Origin of the sequence: Pseudomonas sp. 57B-090624, from assembly GCF_003234055.1 — a bacterium.
In the GTDB taxonomy this organism is placed as follows: domain Bacteria; phylum Pseudomonadota; class Gammaproteobacteria; order Pseudomonadales; family Pseudomonadaceae; genus Metapseudomonas; species Metapseudomonas tohonis.
In genome coordinates this window covers 100,359-116,382 of the sequence record NZ_QKRU01000001.1, presented here as the reverse complement: position 1 = coordinate 116,382, position 16,024 = coordinate 100,359, and the positions used below count along the sequence as shown (strand labels likewise).

General features: G+C 68.1%; 17 protein-coding genes. 9 read left to right on the top strand and 8 right to left on the bottom strand.

All coding sequences use genetic code 11. From position 1 onward, the window contains the following. Positions 1–55: 55 nt before the first annotated feature. Positions 56–880, bottom strand: coding sequence for a shikimate dehydrogenase (aroE, locus tag DMX10_RS00530; RefSeq protein ID WP_111259257.1), 825 nt, complete (start codon positions 878–880; stop codon positions 56–58). Beyond that, positions 880–1,800, bottom strand: coding sequence for an oxygen-dependent coproporphyrinogen oxidase (hemF, locus tag DMX10_RS00525; protein ID WP_111259256.1), 921 nt, complete (start codon positions 1,798–1,800; stop codon positions 880–882). The genes aroE and hemF overlap by 1 nt, the downstream gene beginning before the upstream one ends. A gap of 158 nt (positions 1,801–1,958) precedes the next feature. Here hemF and DMX10_RS00520 point away from each other — a divergent pair, with 158 nt between their 5' ends. Beyond that, a complete protein-coding gene (locus DMX10_RS00520) occupies positions 1,959–2,936 on the top strand; it encodes a quinone oxidoreductase (RefSeq protein ID WP_111259255.1) in 978 nt (325 codons plus the stop codon). On the opposite strand, the gene DMX10_RS00515 is transcribed toward DMX10_RS00520, so the two are convergent. The 3 genes from DMX10_RS00515 to DMX10_RS00505 all read right to left on the bottom strand — a co-directional run bounded on the left by DMX10_RS00515 (position 2,937) and on the right by DMX10_RS00505 (position 5,739). Continuing rightward, a complete protein-coding gene (locus tag DMX10_RS00515) occupies positions 2,937–3,494 on the bottom strand; it encodes an L-threonylcarbamoyladenylate synthase (RefSeq protein ID WP_111259254.1) in 558 nt (185 codons plus the stop codon). A 40-nt stretch (positions 3,495–3,534) separates the two neighbouring features. Further along, entirely contained in the window at positions 3,535–4,629 is a 1,095-nt protein-coding gene (gene dprA, locus DMX10_RS00510; protein ID WP_111259253.1) for a DNA-processing protein DprA, read from the bottom strand. A gap of 84 nt (positions 4,630–4,713) precedes the next feature. After that, complete coding sequence (locus DMX10_RS00505) at positions 4,714–5,739, bottom strand: LysM peptidoglycan-binding domain-containing protein (RefSeq protein ID WP_111259252.1); 1,026 nt, start codon at positions 5,737–5,739, stop codon at positions 4,714–4,716. Positions 5,740–5,880: 141 nt separating this feature from the next. Between DMX10_RS00505 and def the strand changes: the two genes are divergently transcribed. From def to DMX10_RS00475, 6 genes are all read left to right on the top strand, one after another. Further along, on the top strand, positions 5,881–6,387 hold the full coding sequence (gene def / locus DMX10_RS00500; protein ID WP_043241851.1) for a peptide deformylase: 507 nt from the start codon (positions 5,881–5,883) through the stop codon (positions 6,385–6,387). Positions 6,388–6,454: 67 nt separating this feature from the next. Beyond that, on the top strand, positions 6,455–7,399 hold the full coding sequence (gene fmt / locus DMX10_RS00495; protein WP_111259251.1) for a methionyl-tRNA formyltransferase: 945 nt from the start codon (positions 6,455–6,457) through the stop codon (positions 7,397–7,399). Next, positions 7,396–8,709, top strand: a complete 1,314-nt coding sequence (rsmB, locus tag DMX10_RS00490) for a 16S rRNA (cytosine(967)-C(5))-methyltransferase RsmB (RefSeq protein ID WP_111259250.1) — start codon at positions 7,396–7,398, stop codon at positions 8,707–8,709. The genes fmt and rsmB overlap by 4 nt, the downstream gene beginning before the upstream one ends. An 11-nt stretch (positions 8,710–8,720) precedes the next feature. Then, the gene (trkA, locus tag DMX10_RS00485) at positions 8,721–10,094 is read left to right on the top strand and encodes a Trk system potassium transporter TrkA (protein WP_111259249.1); all 1,374 of its coding nucleotides are present in this window, start codon (positions 8,721–8,723) and stop codon (positions 10,092–10,094) included. 38 nt (positions 10,095–10,132) lie between these two features. Further along, entirely contained in the window at positions 10,133–10,453 is a 321-nt protein-coding gene (locus DMX10_RS00480) for a tetratricopeptide repeat protein (protein WP_111259248.1), read from the top strand. Further along, on the top strand, positions 10,450–10,893 hold the full coding sequence (locus DMX10_RS00475; protein WP_111259247.1) for a hypothetical protein: 444 nt from the start codon (positions 10,450–10,452) through the stop codon (positions 10,891–10,893). Before DMX10_RS00480 ends, DMX10_RS00475 begins: the two co-directional genes overlap by 4 nt. Here the strand turns inward: DMX10_RS00475 and DMX10_RS00470 are convergent. From DMX10_RS00470 to DMX10_RS00460, 3 genes are all read right to left on the bottom strand, one after another. After that, positions 10,890–11,153, bottom strand: a complete 264-nt coding sequence (locus tag DMX10_RS00470) for a PilZ domain-containing protein (RefSeq protein WP_111259246.1) — start codon at positions 11,151–11,153, stop codon at positions 10,890–10,892. The genes DMX10_RS00475 and DMX10_RS00470 overlap by 4 nt on opposite strands. 94 nt (positions 11,154–11,247) lie before the next feature. Next, the gene (locus tag DMX10_RS00465) at positions 11,248–12,135 is read right to left on the bottom strand and encodes a lysophospholipid acyltransferase (RefSeq protein ID WP_111259245.1); all 888 of its coding nucleotides are present in this window, start codon (positions 12,133–12,135) and stop codon (positions 11,248–11,250) included. A gap of 82 nt (positions 12,136–12,217) precedes the next feature. Further along, positions 12,218–12,769, bottom strand: coding sequence for a DNA-3-methyladenine glycosylase I (locus DMX10_RS00460; protein ID WP_111259244.1), 552 nt, complete (start codon positions 12,767–12,769; stop codon positions 12,218–12,220). Between the two features lie 207 nt (positions 12,770–12,976). Between DMX10_RS00460 and glyQ the strand changes: the two genes are divergently transcribed. Together glyQ and glyS are read left to right on the top strand one after the other, a co-directional pair. Then, positions 12,977–13,924: a glycine--tRNA ligase subunit alpha gene (gene glyQ / locus DMX10_RS00455; RefSeq protein WP_111259243.1), complete on the top strand. Its 948-nt coding sequence runs from the start codon at positions 12,977–12,979 to the stop codon at positions 13,922–13,924. Further along, positions 13,921–15,975 carry a glycine--tRNA ligase subunit beta gene (gene glyS / locus DMX10_RS00450; protein WP_111259242.1) on the top strand — a complete coding sequence of 685 codons (2,055 nt, stop codon included), beginning with the start codon at positions 13,921–13,923 and terminating at the stop codon, positions 15,973–15,975. Before glyQ ends, glyS begins: the two co-directional genes overlap by 4 nt. Positions 15,976–16,024 lie beyond the last annotated feature (49 nt).

Here is a 16,024-nt window from a genome sequence, read left to right as displayed (position 1 = left end):
CGCGGCAGCATGGGTTTCGCTGCGCTCTAGCCATCCTGCGCCCGGGACGATCCACTCATCCCTGGGCGAGCAGCCGGCGCAGTTCGGCGAGGACCGGCGCCGTTTCCGGGCGCACGCCGCGCCAGAGCAGGAAGGCTTCGGCCGCCTGCTCCACCAGCATGCCCAGGCCATCGAGGGTGCGCGCGGCGCCCTGCTCCTGGGCCCAGCGGTTGAAGGCGGTGGCCTGCGCGCCGTACATCATGTCGTAGCAGGCCGTATGGCCGGCCTCGATCAGGCTTGGCGAGATGGGCGGCAGCTCGCCGGCGAGGCTGGCGGAAGTGCCGTTGACGATCAGGTCCACCGGCTCTTCCAGCCAGTCGAAACCACTGGCCAGCACCGGGCCCAGGTCGGCGAACTCACGGGCCAACTGCTCGGCCTTCTCCACCGTGCGGTTGGCGATCACCACCGCGGCCGGGCGCTGGGCCAGCAGGGGTTCGAGCACGCCGCGCACGGCACCACCGGCGCCGAGCAGGAGGATGCGCTGGCCGGCGAGCTTGAGCCCGGCATTGCGCATCAGGTCGCCCACCAGGCCGGCGCCGTCGGTGTTGTCGCCCAGCAGGCTGCCGTCCTCCAGGCGCTTGAGGGTGTTCACCGCGCCAGCGCGACGGGCGCGCTCGCTGAGGCTGTCGGCCATCTGGAAGGCCTGCTCCTTGAAGGGCACGGTGACGTTGCCGCCCAGGCCCTGCACGAAGAAGGCGCGGGCGAAACTGGTGAAGTCGTCCAGGGGCGCCAGCAAGGCCTCGTACTCCAGCGCCTGGCCGGTCTGCGCGGCGAACAGGCGGTGGATCAGCGGCGACTTGCTGTGGCCGATGGGGTTGCCGAAGACGGCGTAGCGATCCATCAGAGCCCCGCCTCCTCGAGCCAGTTACGGTCCTGGAGGAAGTATTCCGTCAGGCGCGCTTCCTCGCTGCCCGGCTCGGGCTTCCAGTCGTAGCCCCAGCGCACCTGGGGCGGCAGGGACATGAGGATGGATTCGGTGCGCCCGCCCGATTGCAGGCCGAACAGGGTGCCGCGGTCGAACACCAGGTTGAACTCCACGTAGCGACCGCGACGGAAGGCCTGGAACTCGCGCTGCTGCTCGGTGAAGGGGGTGTGGCGGCGCTTGCGCACGATGGGCAGGTAGGCCTGGATGTAGGCGTCGCCGATGGCACGCATGAAGGCGAAGCTGGTGTCGAAGTCCCACTGGTTCAGGTCGTCGAAGAACAGGCCGCCGATGCCGCGCGGTTCGTTGCGGTGCTTGAGGTGGAAGTAGCGGTCGCACCATTCCTTGTAGCGCGGGTAGACGTCCGCGCCGAAGGGGGCGCAGGCGTCGCGGGCGACCTGGTGCCAGAGCACGCAGTCTTCCTCATGGGCGTAGTAGGGGGTCAGGTCGAAGCCGCCGCCGAACCACCAGACCGGCTCCTCGCCTTCCTTCTCGGCGATGAAGAAACGCACGTTGGCGTGGGATGTGGGGATGTGCGGGTTCTCCGGGTGGATCACCAGGGACACGCCGAGGGCCTGGAAGCCGCGGCCGGCCAGCTCCGGGCGATGGGCGCTGGCCGAGGGCGGCAGGCTGCTGCCGAACACATGAGAGAAGTTGACCCCGCCCTTTTCGATCAGCTTGCCGTTCTCCAGCACGCGGGTGCGGCCGCCACCGCCGGCGGGGCGTTCCCAGGCGTCCTCGACGAAGCCGGCGCCGCCGTCCTCGGCTGCCAGTTCGGCACAGATACGGTCTTGCAGATCGAGCAGGTAGGCCTTCACGGCCTCAATGTGTTTACTCACGTCGAATGCACCTTGGATCGGCTTGCGCGCGCCGCAGGACGGGGCTTGCAGGGAAAAAAGAGGGCGCAAGCATACCACCGCGAAGGACTCGCGGTGGCTTGACGCCGATCAAGCGGGAGGCTTGGATTGAGGCTTTTCCCCGAGCAGGAGAGTCGACCATGGCCAGGCGTGTGCAGTTTTCCCAGTACGGCGGTCCCGAGGTGCTCGAACTGGTGGAGGCGCCGGTCGCCGAACCCGGCCCTGGCCAGGTGCGGGTGCGCAACCACGCCATCGGCCTCAACTTCATCGAGACCTATTTCCGCAGCGGGCTCTACCCGGCGGCGTCGCTGCCCTCCGGGCTGGGCAACGAGGGCGCGGGCGAGGTGGATGCCGTGGGCGCGGGTGTCGAGCACCTGAAGGTGGGCGACCGGGTCGGCTATGGCACCGGCCCCCTGGGCGCCTACGGCGAATACCACGTGCTGCCGGCGGCCAACCTGGTGAAGCTGCCCGACGCCATCGGCTACGAGCAGGCCGCCGCGGTGATGCTCAAGGGCCTGACGGTGCAGTACCTGCTGCGCCAGACCCACGCGCTGAAGGCCGGCGAGACGGTGCTGTTCCATGCCGCCGCCGGCGGTGTCGGCTCCATCGCCTGCCAATGGGCCAAGGCCATCGGCGCGCGCCTGATCGGGGTCGCCGGTTCCGCCGAGAAGGCCGAGCGTGCCAGGGCCCTGGGCGCCTGGGCATGCATCGACAGCAGCCGCGAGAACGTGGTGCAACGGGTGCTGGAGCTCACCGAGGGGCGCAAGTGCCCGGTGGTCTACGACTCGGTGGGCAAGGACACCTGGGAGACCTCGCTGGATTGCGTGGCCCCGCGCGGCCTGCTGGTGAGCTTCGGCAACGCCTCGGGGGCGGTCACCGGGGTCAACCTCGGGGTGCTGGCGCAGAAGGGGTCGATCTACGTGACCCGGCCCACCCTGGGCAGCTACGCCGACACGCCGGCGAACCTGCAGGCCATGGCCGACGAGCTGTTCGGGATGATCGCCAGCGGCGCACTGAAGGTGGAGATCGGCCAGCGCTATGCCCTGGCCGACATCGCCCGCGCCCACGCTGACCTGGCGGGCCGGCGCACCAGCGGTTCGAGCGTGCTGCTGCCCTGATCAGGAGGCGCGCACGACCCGCCCGGTGACCAGGTCGCGGATGGTGCTGGGGTTGCGGCGCCCACCGAGGGCGCCCACCAGCACGGCATCCAGCTCGCCGGGGAAGTACTGCTGCACGCGCAGGCGCGATACGGCGGAAGGCCGTCCGGCGGGGTTGGCGGAGGTGGAGACCAGCGGGCCGACCTCGGCGCACAGGCGGCACACCAGGGGGTGGTCGCTGACGCGCAGGGCGACGCTGTCGTGCTTGCCGGTGATCCACTCCGGCAGCAGGTTCTGGTGCGGCACCAGCCAGGTGTTGGGTCCGGGCCAGGAGGCGGCCAGCGTCTCCTTCCAGGCATCGGGCAGGCCATCGAGGAGGAAGTCGAACTGCTCGATGTCGTCGGCCACCAGGATCAGCCCCTTCTCCACGGGGCGCGCCTTGAGCGCCAGCAGGCGATAGACGGCCTCTTCGTTCCAGGGGTCGCAGCCGAGCCCCCAGACGGCCTCCGTCGGATAGGCGATCACACCGCCGCCCCGTACCACCCGCGCCACTTGCCGAACCTGCCAGTTGCTGACCATTGCCCACTCCCGGAAAAACGATGGCGCGAGTGTACAGGCCTCAACCGCGCCGATGAACCCAGAGCCCGGCGTCACGGGCGATGCAGCCATCGAGCTCCAGGTCGGTGAGCGCGGCCAGTACGCGGGGCAGCTCCCAGCCGCTGGCGGCAGCCAGGGCCTCGCTGCTGTAGGGCGCGGCGCGCAGCAGGTCGAGCAGCGGGTGGTCATGCAGCTGGGCACCCGGCTCGGCGGGATCGGGGGCGAGCGCCTGCCAGCCACGCAGGGCCTCGAGCACGTGGCCGACGGTTTCCACCAGCGTGGCGCCGTCGCGGATCAACTGGTGGCAGCCACGCGCCCCGGGATGATGGATGGAACCTGGGATGGCATAGACCTCGCGGCCCTGCTCGGCGGCCAGGCGCGCGGTGATCAGCGAGCCGCTGGCCGGGCTGGCCTCGACCACGAGAACGCCCACGGAGAGCCCGCTGATGATGCGGTTGCGGCGGGGAAAGTTGCTGGCCTGGGGCGCACAGTCCAGCGGCAGCTCGGAAACCAGCGCGCCACCGCCGGCGACTATCGCGTCGGCCAGGCCCTTGTGCCGGCTCGGGTAGATGCGCTCCAGGCCCGTGCCGAGCACGGCGACCGTGTGCCCGCCGGCATCCAGCGCGCCCTGGTGGGCGGCGCCGTCGATCCCGAGGGCGAGGCCGCTGGTGATGCAGAAGCCGCCGGCCGCGAGGCTGCGGGCGAAGGCATGGGCGCTGTCCAGCCCGGCCCGCGAGGCGCGACGGCTGCCGACCATCGCCAGTTGCGGACGCTCGAGCAACGTGGGGTCGCCGCGCACGAACAGCAGCGGCGGCGCGTCGGGCAGCTCGGCGAGCAGGGCGGGGTAGCGGGGGTCGTCCCACATCAGCAGGTGTTTGTCCGTCGCCTCCAGCCAGGCCAGTGACCGGGCGGCGCAAGTGCGCACCTCTTCACTGCGTCGAGGGCCGGCGCAGGTGTCGGGCAGGCGCAATGAACGCCAGGCGGCAGCCGGGGCGCTGAGGGCGGCGGAGGCACTGCCGAAGGCGTCGATCAGGATGCGGAAGCGGCGAGGCCCGAGTTCGGGGAGGCTGTGCAGACGGAGGCGGGCTTCGACTTCGGCCGGGGAGGGGGGCGGCATGGGGATCGTCCTTGACCAGCGCCGCGCAGGGCGGCAGGCCGCCCTGTATACAACAAGCCCCCGTAGGACGGGGGCTTGGTTTGCTTAGGGATTGTGCACCTTGTCCATCACCGCCAGCTGTCGGCTGGCCGCCAGGACCAGCCCGTAGCTGAGCTTGTCGTAGGTGCGGAACACCATCAGCAGGCCGGCGCGCTCGTCGGGGATCTTCACCGATTCGCCGGTGATGCGATCACGCACGGTCTCGCCGGTCTTGTAGACCGCCAGCACGTTGCCTTCTACCAGGCCGTCGCGCTTGCCCTTGTTGATGGTCACCACGTCGAACTGGCCGATCTGGTTCACGCCACGCGGCACATCGAGGATCAGGCCCTTGACGTCGGTGGTCGGCGAGCTGGGCATGAAGGTGGAGTTCACCGAGCGCTGTTCGGTCGGGAACAGGCGGTCGCCCAGGCGGACTTCCTGGGTCGAGCGGGTGAGGGTCATGGTCGCCACGTCGCCTTCCTGGGCGACCAGGTCACCGCCACCGATATCGTCGGCGTTGATGCCGAGGAATTCCTTGGTATCGGGATCGATGTAGGTCTTGCCCTGGCGGAAGATGCCGTAGGTGGGGTTCTGCTCGTCGAAGCTGCCGCGCGCATAGACGCGATCGCCCGCGCCGCTGACAACGCGCTCGGCGTTGCCGGCGACGATGTAGGGAGCGCCATTGAACTGCTCGGGCGTGTCGACGATGCGGTTGCTCAGCAGGAAGCTGTTGATGGCTTCCAGCGGGATGGTCGGAATGGCTTCGGCCATCGGCGTGCTGCGCACCTGGGGCGACAGCTTGATGGTGCCGCGGGAGGCGCCGCGATCGAGCATCAGGCGCGGCTGTCCGTCGACGTAGACGAGGCTCAGGGTGTCGCCCGGGTAGATCAGGTGCGGGTTCTCGATCTGCGGGTTGGCGTGCCAGATTTCCGGCCACTTCCAGGGTTCGCGCAGGAACTTGCCCGAGATATCCCAGAGGGTATCCCCGCGCACTACCGTGTAGTGCTCCGGGTGGCCATCCTTGAGTTCCACCGCAGCCTGTGCCAACCCACTGGCAGCAAGGAGCAGCAGGGCGAGTAGTGATTTCCTCATGCGGTGAATCCCTTTATTATGTGCGTTCACGCGAAACGGCCTGAAAGCCGCCCCAACCGGGCTTTGCAGGCGTTTTTCAATGCTGCTCATCATCTTAGCAGCGGATTTTGACTTTATTCTACAAGTGCATCACAAACGCATATGGCGATCCTGAACATCCTCGAATTTCCCGATCCACGCCTGCGTACCATCGCCAAACCGGTGGACGTGGTGGACGACGCTGTGCGCCAGTTGATCGACGACATGTTCGAAACCATGTACGACGCACCGGGCATCGGCCTCGCTGCCACCCAGGTCAACGTGCACAAGCGTGTGGTGGTGATGGACCTGTCCGAAGACAAGTCCGAGCCCATGGTCTTCATCAACCCCGAGTTCGAATCCCTGACCGACGAGATGGACCAGTACCAGGAAGGCTGCCTGTCGGTGCCGGGCTTCTACGAGAACGTCGACCGCCCGCAGAAGGTGCGAATCAAGGCCCTGGACCGCGACGGCAAGCCCTACGAACTGATCGCCGAGGGGCTGCTCGCGGTGTGCATCCAGCACGAATGCGACCACCTCAACGGCAAGCTGTTCGTCGATTACCTGTCGACGCTCAAGCGTGACCGGATCAAGAAGAAGCTGGAAAAGCAGCACCGCCAGCAGGCTTGATCGCCGAACCCCAAAGGCTTGCTCCGGCAAGCCTTTTTCTTTTTCAGAGTGACCAAGTGAGCCCCGCATGACCCAAGCCCTGCGCCTCGTCTTCGCCGGCACCCCGGAATTCGCCGCCGAGCACCTCAAGGCCCTGCTCGATACGCCGCACAGCATCGTCGCCGTCTACACCCAGCCGGATCGCCCGGCGGGCCGTGGCCAGAAGCTGATGCCGAGCCCGGTCAAGCAGCTCGCCCTGCAGCACGGCATTCCCGTCCTGCAGCCGCCGACCCTGCGCGATGCCGACGCCCAGGCCGAGCTCAAGGCCCTCGGTGCCGACCTGATGGTGGTGGTCGCCTACGGCCTGATCCTGCCGCAGGTGGTGCTCGACACCCCGCGCCTCGGCTGCATCAACAGCCATGCCTCCCTGCTGCCGCGCTGGCGGGGCGCCGCGCCGATCCAGCGCGCGGTGCAGGCCGGCGATGCCGAGAGCGGCGTGACCGTGATGCAGATGGAAGCGGGCCTGGACACCGGGCCGATGCTGCTCAAGGTGGTCACCCCGATCACCGCCGAAGACACCGGCGGCACCCTCCACGACCGTCTCGCCAGCCTTGGCCCGCAGGCCGTGGTGCAGGCCATCGCCCAGCTCGCCGCCGGCACCCTGGTGGGCGAAGTGCAGGACGATGCCCTGGCCACCTACGCGCACAAGCTGAACAAGGACGAGGCGCGCCTCGACTGGAGCCGCCCCGCCGATGAGCTGGAGCGCCTGGTTCGCGCCTTCAACCCCTGGCCGATCTGCCACAGCACCCTCGGCGGCGAGCCGCTGAAGGTACTCGCCGCGCAGCTCGCCGACGGCAGCGGCCAGCCCGGGCAGATTCTCGCTGCCAGCAAGGACGGCCTGACCGTGGCCTGTGGCAGCGGCGCCCTGCGCCTGACCCGCCTGCAACTGCCGGGCGGCAAGCCGCTGGCCTTCGCCGACCTGTTCAACAGCCGCCGCGAGCAGTTCGCCGCCGGCCAGGTGCTCGGCGCATGAACCCACGTCTCGCCGCGGCCCGCGCGCTGACCGCCGTCCTCTCCGGCAAGGCCTCGCTGGGCGGCAGCCTGCCCGCGCAGCTGGACAAGGTCGACCCGCGCGATCGCGGCCTCGCCCAGGACCTGGCCTTCGGCGCCGCACGCTGGCAGCCCCGCCTCTCGGCCCTGGCCGAGCGCCTGCTGCAAAAGCCCTTCAAGGCCGCCGACAAGGACGTGGAAGCACTGCTGCTGGTCGGCCTCTACCAGCTGTTCTACAGCCGCATCCCTGCCCATGCCGCCATCGGTGAAACCGTGGGTGCCGCCGAGAAGCTGAAGAAGCCCTGGGCCAAGGGTCTGCTCAACGCCGTTCTGCGCAATGCGCAACGCGATGGCGAGGCGATCTTCGCCGAGCTGGAGCGCGACCCGATGGTGCGCACCGCCCACCCGCGCTGGCTGCAGAAGGCACTCAAGGCCGCCTGGCCCGAGCATTGGGAAGCCATCTGCGCCGCCAACAACGCCCATCCGCCGCTGATCCTGCGGGTCAACCGCCGCCATGACGAGCGCGATGCCTACCTCGCCGAGCTGCGCGCTGCGGGCATCGAAGCCGAGCCCTGCGAATTCAGCCGCGACGGCATCCGCCTGATCGAAGCGCGTGACGTGAAGACCCTGCCCGGCTTCGCCGAAGGCCGCGTCAGCGTGCAGGACGAAGCCGCGCAACTGGCCGCCGACCTGCTCGAACTCGCCCCCGGCCAGCGCGTGCTCGACGCCTGCTGCGCCCCCGGCGGCAAGACCTGCCACCTGCTGGAAGCCGAACCCGGCCTGGCCGGCGTGGTGGCCGTCGACCTGGAGGAAAGCCGCCTGGCACGGGTGCGCGAGAACCTCCAGCGCCTCGGCCTGCACGCCACGCTGATCGCCGCCGATGGCCGCGACACCGGCGCCTGGTGGGACGGCAAGCCGTTCCAGCGCATCCTCCTCGACGCACCCTGCTCGGCCACCGGCGTGATCCGCCGCCATCCGGACATCAAGCTGACCCGCCAGGCCGAGGACATACCCGCCCTGGCGCAGCTGCAGGGCGAGCTGCTCGATGCCCTCTGGCCGACCCTGGAGGTCGGCGGCATTCTCGTCTACGCCACCTGCTCCACGCTGCCGATGGAGAACAGCGAGAACATCGCCGCCTTCCTCGAGCGCACCCCTGGCGCGCGCGAACTGGACATCGCCGGCACCTTCGGCCTCAAGCAGCCCCACGGGCGCCAGTTGCTGGCCCGGGAAGACGGCCACGACGGCTTCTACTATGCCAAGCTGATAAAAATCGCCGCCTCACCACGCGGCTAACGGAGCGATCAGTGAAGATCATCATCCTCGGTGCGGGACAGGTCGGCGGCACGCTCGCCGAACACCTCTCCGGCGAAGCCAACGACATTACGGTGGTGGACACCGACGGCGACCGCCTGCGCGACCTGGGCGACCGCCTCGACATCCGCACCGTACAGGGGCGGGGTTCCTTCCCCACCGTGCTGCGCCAGGCCGGCGCCGACGACGCCGACATGCTGGTGGCGGTGACCAACAGCGACGAGGTGAACATGGTGGCCTGCCAGGTCGCCTACACCCTGTTCCATACGCCGACCAAGATCGCCCGCGTGCGCGAGGCGGCCTACCTGACCCGCGCCGGGCTGTTCGACAACGAGGCCATCCCGGTCGACGTGCTGATCAGTCCCGAGCAGGTGGTCACCAACTACATCAAGCGCCTGATCGAGTACCCCGGCGCACTGCAGGTGATCGACTTCGCCGAGGGCAAGGCCCAACTGGTGGGCGTCAAGGCCTACTACGGCGGCCCGCTGGTGGGGCAGGAGCTGCGCCAGTTGCGCCAGCACATGCCCAACGTCGACACCCGCGTCGCCGCGATCTTCCGTCGCAACCGCCCGATCACGCCCCAGGGCGACACGGTGATCGAGGCCGACGACGAGGTGTTCTTCATCGCCGCCAAGGCGCACATCCGTGCGGTGATGAGCGAGATGCGCCGCCTGGAGGACAGCTACAAGCGCGTGGTCATCGCCGGGGGCGGCCACATCGGCGAGCGCCTGGCGGAGGCCATCGAGAGCCGCTACCAGGTGAAGATCATCGAGATGAACCCGGCCCGCTGCCGCTACCTCTCCGACACCCTCGACAGCACCGTGGTGCTTCAGGGCAGCGCCTCGGACCGCGACCTGCTGGTGGAGGAGAACATCAACGAGGCCGACATCTTCCTGGCGCTGACCAACGACGACGAGGCCAACATCATGTCCTCGCTGCTGGCCAAGCGCCTGGGCGCACGCAAGGTGATGACCATCATCAACAACCCCGCCTACGTTGACCTGGTGCAGGGCGGCGACATCGACATCGCCATCAGCCCGCAGCTGGCCACCATCGGCACCCTGCTGACCCACGTGCGCCGCGGCGATATCGTCAGCGTGCACTCCCTGCGCCGCGGGGCGGCCGAAGCCATCGAAGCCATCGCCCATGGCGACGCCAAGTCGAGCAAGGTGGTGGGCCGCATGATCGAGGACATCGCCTTGCCGCCGGGCACCACCATCGGCGCCATCATCCGCAACGACGAGGTGCTGATCGCCCACGACGATACGGTGATCGAGTCCGGCGACCATGTGATCCTGTTCCTCGTCGACAAGAAATACATCCGCGACGCCGAGCGTCTGTTCCAGGTGGGCCTCACCTTCTTCTGAGGCCTGCCCGCCGGATCGCCGCCAACAAGGAGAGCGCCATGCTCGAAGGACTGGAGAAGATGCTCGCCAAGGGCACCGACAACCCGCTGCTGCGCTTCGGCCTGGGCAAGGGCTACCTCGACCAGGGCGACGCCACCCGCGCAGCCGCGCACCTGGCCCGCTGCGTGGAGCAGGACCCGACGTATTCCGCCGCCTGGAAGCTCCTGGGCAAGGCATTGCAGGCCAGTGGTGACGACTCGGCCGCCCGCGATGCCTGGGAGCGCGGCCTGGACGCCGCCCGGACCCATGGCGACAAGCAGGCCGAGAAGGAGATGTCGGTGTTTCTCAAGCGCCTGGACCGCCAGGCGCCAGCCCGTTGAGCGCCCTCAAGCGGATGCATCGTCCCTTCGCCCTCGCCCTGGCGCTGACCCTGCCGCCGGGTGCACAGGCCGCCGACCCCAAAGGCCCGTTCACGGTTCTCGAAGCCTCGCGTCCGCTGTTCGAAGGGGTCAGCAATTCCGACATGGCGACGGCCGATGCCTGCAGGCAGTGGTCACTGTCGCCGAAACAGGTCGAGCGCTTCTTCCAACTGGGCGAGCTGCTCGACGGCGTGGTGCTGCACCACCAGTTCTACTGGCTGCCGTGCAGCATCGAGGGGCGCCTGCACGATGGGGCAGGGCAGGTGTGGAGCTTCCGCATCAACGGCGCCGCCACAGCCACCACCTGGCGTGGCGACGGACCGACGCGGGAAGAGTATCGCTGGGGTTGCCGCCGCAAGGGCTGTGAAGACCTGGTGCTGATGGCGGCGGAAGCGGACTAGCGCTCGAGGAAGCGCAACCCGACGCCTTCGCCGTCGGCACGCATGATCTCCATCTGCAACACCGGCGCCTCGAAGGGCAGGTCCTGCACCTGGCCGGTGACCACGGTGCCAAGCGGCAGCGCGACGAGATCGGGATGACGCACATAGACGCCGCCGTCGGACAGGTCGCGGGTCTGAGCGAGCAGCTCGCCGAAGCTCTCGTGACTGATCTTGATGCGGCACTTCATCGGAGTGCGCGGGTACTGGCGCTGGTTCGACATCGTCTGCTAGCCATCCTCAGCCGTGGTGTGCCGTTAATAGCCTAAAACCGGGGCGCCGCACAGAGGTGACGGAAAAAAGGCGCCATAAGGCGCCTCAATACCAGCGTTGCTCGCCCTCGGGGCGCTTCTTGAAACGCTTCATGCTCCACATGTACTGGGTCGGGTAGGCACGCACGTAGCGCTCCACCACGCCACTCATGGCCGCGACCGACGTCTCGACGTCCTCGCTGTACATCGCCTCGGGCGCCGCTTCGAGTATGACCTTGAAGCCGGAACCGTCGGGCAGGCGCAGCGCATGCAGGAACACGCCACGGGCCTTGCCGCCGGCGAGCATGCCGTGGACGAACTTGCTGGTCAGCGCGGTGGTGCCGAGGAAGGGCACGAAAAGGCCGCTGGAGAGGCTCGGCTCCGGATCGGCCGGAATGCCCACGGCCCCCCCCCGGCGCACTTCCTTGATGACGCTGAGGATGCCTTCGCGGGTGGAGGGGGCCACGCGGTTGCCCAGTTGTACGCGCTGCTTGCGCAGCAGCTCGTCCACCGCCTTCAGCTTCGGCGGGCGATAGAAGATGATCGGTTTGCACTGGTCGCAGTAGAAGTGATTGAGCACTTCCCAGTTGCCCAGGTGGCTGGTGATGCCCACCACGCCCTTGCCGCTGGCCAGGGCCTCCTGCAGCACGTCCAGGCCCTCCACCTCGCGTACCAGGCCGATGGACTTCTGCGCGGGCCAGATCCAGGCGCAGGCGCTTTCGGTCAGGGTGCGGCCGATGTCCATGAGGCTGAGGCGGGTGCGCTCGTCCAGCTCCGCGGCGCTCAGCTCCGGGAAGCACTTGGACAGGTTGATGCGCACCACCTCGCGCGAGCGGTTGGGCAGGCGCCACATCAGCCAGCCGATGGCGGCCCCCAGGCGCTGGACCACGCCCCAGGGCAGCAGAGCGAAGAGCCGCAGAAACCCCACGACCAGCGCGCCTTTGAACTTCTCCACGGGCAACTCCAGGAATCGACGAGGCGCGTATTCTAACCAGCCGCGCGCCAGCGTCGATGACCAATTGGTCCCGATCGAGACTTCAGCCTTTCAGCGCCTGGTAGCGATCGCAGTCGGTGGTGTGGTCCATGACCATCCCGGTGGCCTGCATGAAGGCGTAGCAGATGGTCGGCCCGACGAAGGTGAAGCCGGCCTTCTTCAGCGCCTTGCTCATGGCCTCCGCCTCGGGCGTCACTGCCGGCACCTCGCCACGCCCGCTGAAATGGTTGATGCGCGGCGTGCCGCCGACGAAGGACCAGAGCAGCGCCACCGGGTCCTCCAGGCGCAGCCAGGCCTGGGCGTTCTGCCGCGCGGCCCTGAGCTTGGCCAGGTTGCGGATGATGCCGGGGTCCTGCATGCGCTCCTCGATCTCCTCGTCGCTCATGCGGGCCAGGCGCGCCGCATCGAAGCCGAACATCACCTGGCGGTAGCGCTCGCGCTTCCTCAGCACGGTGATCCACGACAGCCCGGCCTGGAAGCCCTCCAGCAGCAGCATCTCGAAGAGCCACTGCGGATCGCGCTGGGGCACGCCCCATTCGGTGTCGTGGTAGTCGATGTAGAGCGGGTCGTCGTTGCACCAGAAGCAGCGGGGCATGGCATTCCTTCCTGGAACGGGAAAAGCCGCACTATACGCACCAGGCTGTATAAAAAACCAGTAATGGAAGTGCCTGGGCGCGAGCCGGGGGAGGGAGGCCGATCCTCCTCTGGATCAGTCAGCGAAACGCCTGTGGCTGCTGGGTCCGGCGGGATTCGATCGGGTATACTCCTCGGCTTTGTCGCAGCCTCAGCACAGGTAAATTTCGTGAGCCAGACTATGCCTGCCGTGCGCACCTTCCAAGACCTGATCCTCGCCCTGCAGCAGTACTGGGCGGAGCAGGGTTGCGTGGTGCTGCAGCCCTACGATATGGAAGTTGGCGCCGGCACCTTCCACACCGCCACCTTCCTCCGTGCCATCGGCCCGGAGACCTGGAACGCCGCTTACGTGCAGCCCTCCCGTCGTCCCACCGACGGCCGCTATGGCGAGAACCCCAACCGCCTGCAGCACTACTACCAGTTCCAGGTGGTCCTCAAGCCCAACCCGGAGAACTTCCAGGAGCTGTACCTGGGCTCGCTCAAGCGCATCGGCATCGATCCGCTGGTTCACGACATCCGCTTCGTCGAGGACAACTGGGAATCCCCAACGCTCGGCGCCTGGGGCCTGGGCTGGGAAATCTGGCTGAACGGCATGGAAGTGACTCAGTTCACCTACTTCCAGCAGGTCGGCGGCATCGAGTGCTACCCGGTGACCGGCGAGATCACCTACGGCCTGGAGCGCCTGGCCATGTACCTGCAGGGCGTGGACTCGGTCTACGACCTGATCTGGACCGACGGCCCGTTCGGCACCGTCACCTATGGCGATGTGTTCCACCAGAACGAGGTGGAGCAGTCGACCTTCAACTTCGAGCACGCCAACGTGCCGAAGCTGTTCGAGCTCTTCGACTTCTACGAGAGCGAGGCCAACCGCCTGATCGAGCTGCAGCTGCCGCTGCCGACCTACGAGATGGTCCTCAAGGCCTCCCACACCTTCAACCTGCTGGATGCCCGCCGCGCCATCTCGGTGACCGAGCGCCAGCGCTACATCCTGCGCGTACGCACCCTGGCCCGCGCCGTGGCGCAAAGCTACCTGCAGGCGCGTGCGCGCCTGGGCTTCCCCATGGCCACCCCCGAACTGCGTGACGAAGTACTGGCCAAGCTGGAGGCGGCAGAATGAGTGCACAAGATTTCCTCGTCGAACTGGGCACCGAAGAGCTGCCGCCCAAGGCCCTCAAGGCCCTCGGTGACGCCTTCCTCGCCGGCATCCTCGGCGGCCTCAAGAACGCCGGCCTGAGCCACGGCGCCGCGCGCGTCTACGCCGCTCCGCGCCGCCTGGCGGTGCAGATCGAGCAACTGGCCACCCAGCAGCCCGACCGCAGCGTCAACCTCGACGGCCCGCCGCTGCAGGCCGCCTTCGACGCCGCCGGCAACCCGACCCAGGCCGCCCTCGGTTTCGCCAAGAAGTGCGGCGTCGATCTCGAGCAGATCGACAAGAGCGGCCCCAAGCTGAAGTTCAGCCAGACCATCGCCGGCCAACCTGCGGCCGGCCTGCTGGCGGGCATCATCGAGGCCTCCCTGGCCGCCCTGCCGATCCCCAAGCGCATGCGCTGGGCGGCACGCCGCGAGGAGTTCGTGCGCCCCACCCAGTGGCTGGTGGTGCTGTTCGGCGATGACGTGGTCGAGTGCGAGATCCTCGCCCAGAAGGCGGGCCGCGAGTCCCGTGGTCATCGCTTCCATCATCCCGACCAGGTGCGCATCGGCAGCCCCGCCAGCTACCTGGACGACCTGCGCGCCGCCCACGTGCTGGCCGACTTCGCCGAGCGTCGCGAAATCATCGCCCGCCGCGTCGCCGAGCTGGCCGCCGAGCAGAAGGGCAGCGCCGTGGTGCCCGCCGACCTGCTGGACGAGGTCACCGCGCTGGTCGAGTGGCCGGTACCGCTGGTGTGCTCCTTCGAGGATCGCTTCCTCGAGGTGCCCCAGGAAGCGCTGATCACCACCATGCAGGACAACCAGAAGTACTTCTGCCTGCTGGATGCCAACGGCAAGCTGCTACCGCGCTTCATCACAGTGGCCAACGTCGAGAGCAAGGACCCGGCACAGATCATCTCGGGCAACGAGAAGGTCGTGCGCCCACGCCTGACCGACGCCGAGTTCTTCTTCAAGCAGGACAAGAAGCAGAAGCTCGAGACCTTCAACGAGCGCCTGAAGAACGTGGTGTTCCAGGCCCAGCTCGGCACCGTGTTCGAGAAGGCCGAGCGTGTTTCCGCGCTGGCCGCCTACGTCGCCGAACAGGTCGGCGCCGACCCGGTCAAGGCGGCCCGTGCCGGCATCCTCGCCAAGTGCGACCTGGCCACCGAGATGGTCGGCGAGTTCCCCGAGATGCAGGGCATCGCGGGCTACTACTACGCGAAGAACGACGGTGAGGCCGACGACGTCGCCCAGGCGCTGAACGAGCAGTACATGCCGCGCGGTGCCGGCGCCGAGCTGCCGCAGACCCTGACCGGGGCCGCCCTGGCCGTGGCCGACAAGCTGGATACCCTGGTGGGCATCTTCGGCATCGGCATGCTGCCCACCGGCAGCAAGGACCCCTTCGCCCTGCGTCGTCAGGCCCTGGGGGTGCTGCGCATCCTCATCGAGAAGCAGCTCGACCTGGACCTCGCCGGTGCCGTGGACGTCGCCATCGCCCAGTACGGTGCCAAGGTGAAGGCCGAAGGCCTGTCCGCCCAGGTGCAGGACTTCATCTTCGACCGCCTGCGCGCACGCTATGAAGACGAAGGCGTGGATGTCGCCGTGTACCTTTCGGTGCGCGCGCTGCAACCCACTTCGGCCCTGGACTTTGACCAGCGCGTACAGGCCGTGCAGGCCTTCCGCAAGCTGCCGGAAGCCGCCAGCCTGGCCGCCGCCAACAAGCGCGTGTCCAACCTGCTGGGCAAGGCCGAAGGCGCGGTGCCGGAGAGCGTCGATGCTTCCCTGCTCCAGGAAGCCACCGAGAAGGCCCTGGCCGAGGCCGTGGCGGCCGCCGAGCGCGCCGTGCAGCCCATGGCGGCAGCTCGCTGCTACAGCGAAGCCCTGGCCCACCTGGCGAGCCTGCGCGAACCGGTAGACGCCTTCTTCGAGGCGGTGCTGGTCAACGCCGAAGACGCCGCCGTCCGCGCCAACCGCTACGCCCTGCTGGCGAAGCTGCGCGGGCTGTTCCTCGGCGTCGCCGATATTTCGGTATTGGGGTAAGAGAGCCTGAAGCTGGAAGCCTGAAGCGGCAATGGTTTCGCTTCCAGCT

What these genes read in the sequence shown, in the direction of transcription:
- aroE (WP_111259257.1), bottom strand. Translation starts at nt 880, where the DNA reads ATGGATCGCTACGCCGTCTTCGGCAACCCCATCGGCCACAGCAAGTCG.
- DMX10_RS00520 (WP_111259255.1), top strand. Translation starts at nt 1,959, where the DNA reads ATGGCCAGGCGTGTGCAGTTTTCCCAGTACGGCGGTCCCGAGGTGCTC.
- DMX10_RS00515 (WP_111259254.1), bottom strand. Translation starts at nt 3,494, where the DNA reads ATGGTCAGCAACTGGCAGGTTCGGCAAGTGGCGCGGGTGGTACGGGGC.
- dprA (WP_111259253.1), bottom strand. Translation starts at nt 4,629, where the DNA reads ATGCCGCCCCCCTCCCCGGCCGAAGTCGAAGCCCGCCTCCGTCTGCAC.
- DMX10_RS00505 (WP_111259252.1), bottom strand. Translation starts at nt 5,739, where the DNA reads ATGAGGAAATCACTACTCGCCCTGCTGCTCCTTGCTGCCAGTGGGTTG.
- def (WP_043241851.1), top strand. Translation starts at nt 5,881, where the DNA reads ATGGCGATCCTGAACATCCTCGAATTTCCCGATCCACGCCTGCGTACC.
- fmt (WP_111259251.1), top strand. Translation starts at nt 6,455, where the DNA reads ATGACCCAAGCCCTGCGCCTCGTCTTCGCCGGCACCCCGGAATTCGCC.
- rsmB (WP_111259250.1), top strand. Translation starts at nt 7,396, where the DNA reads ATGAACCCACGTCTCGCCGCGGCCCGCGCGCTGACCGCCGTCCTCTCC.
- DMX10_RS00480 (WP_111259248.1), top strand. Translation starts at nt 10,133, where the DNA reads ATGCTCGAAGGACTGGAGAAGATGCTCGCCAAGGGCACCGACAACCCG.
- DMX10_RS00470 (WP_111259246.1), bottom strand. Translation starts at nt 11,153, where the DNA reads ATGTCGAACCAGCGCCAGTACCCGCGCACTCCGATGAAGTGCCGCATC.
- DMX10_RS00460 (WP_111259244.1), bottom strand. Translation starts at nt 12,769, where the DNA reads ATGCCCCGCTGCTTCTGGTGCAACGACGACCCGCTCTACATCGACTAC.
- glyS (WP_111259242.1), top strand. Translation starts at nt 13,921, where the DNA reads ATGAGTGCACAAGATTTCCTCGTCGAACTGGGCACCGAAGAGCTGCCG.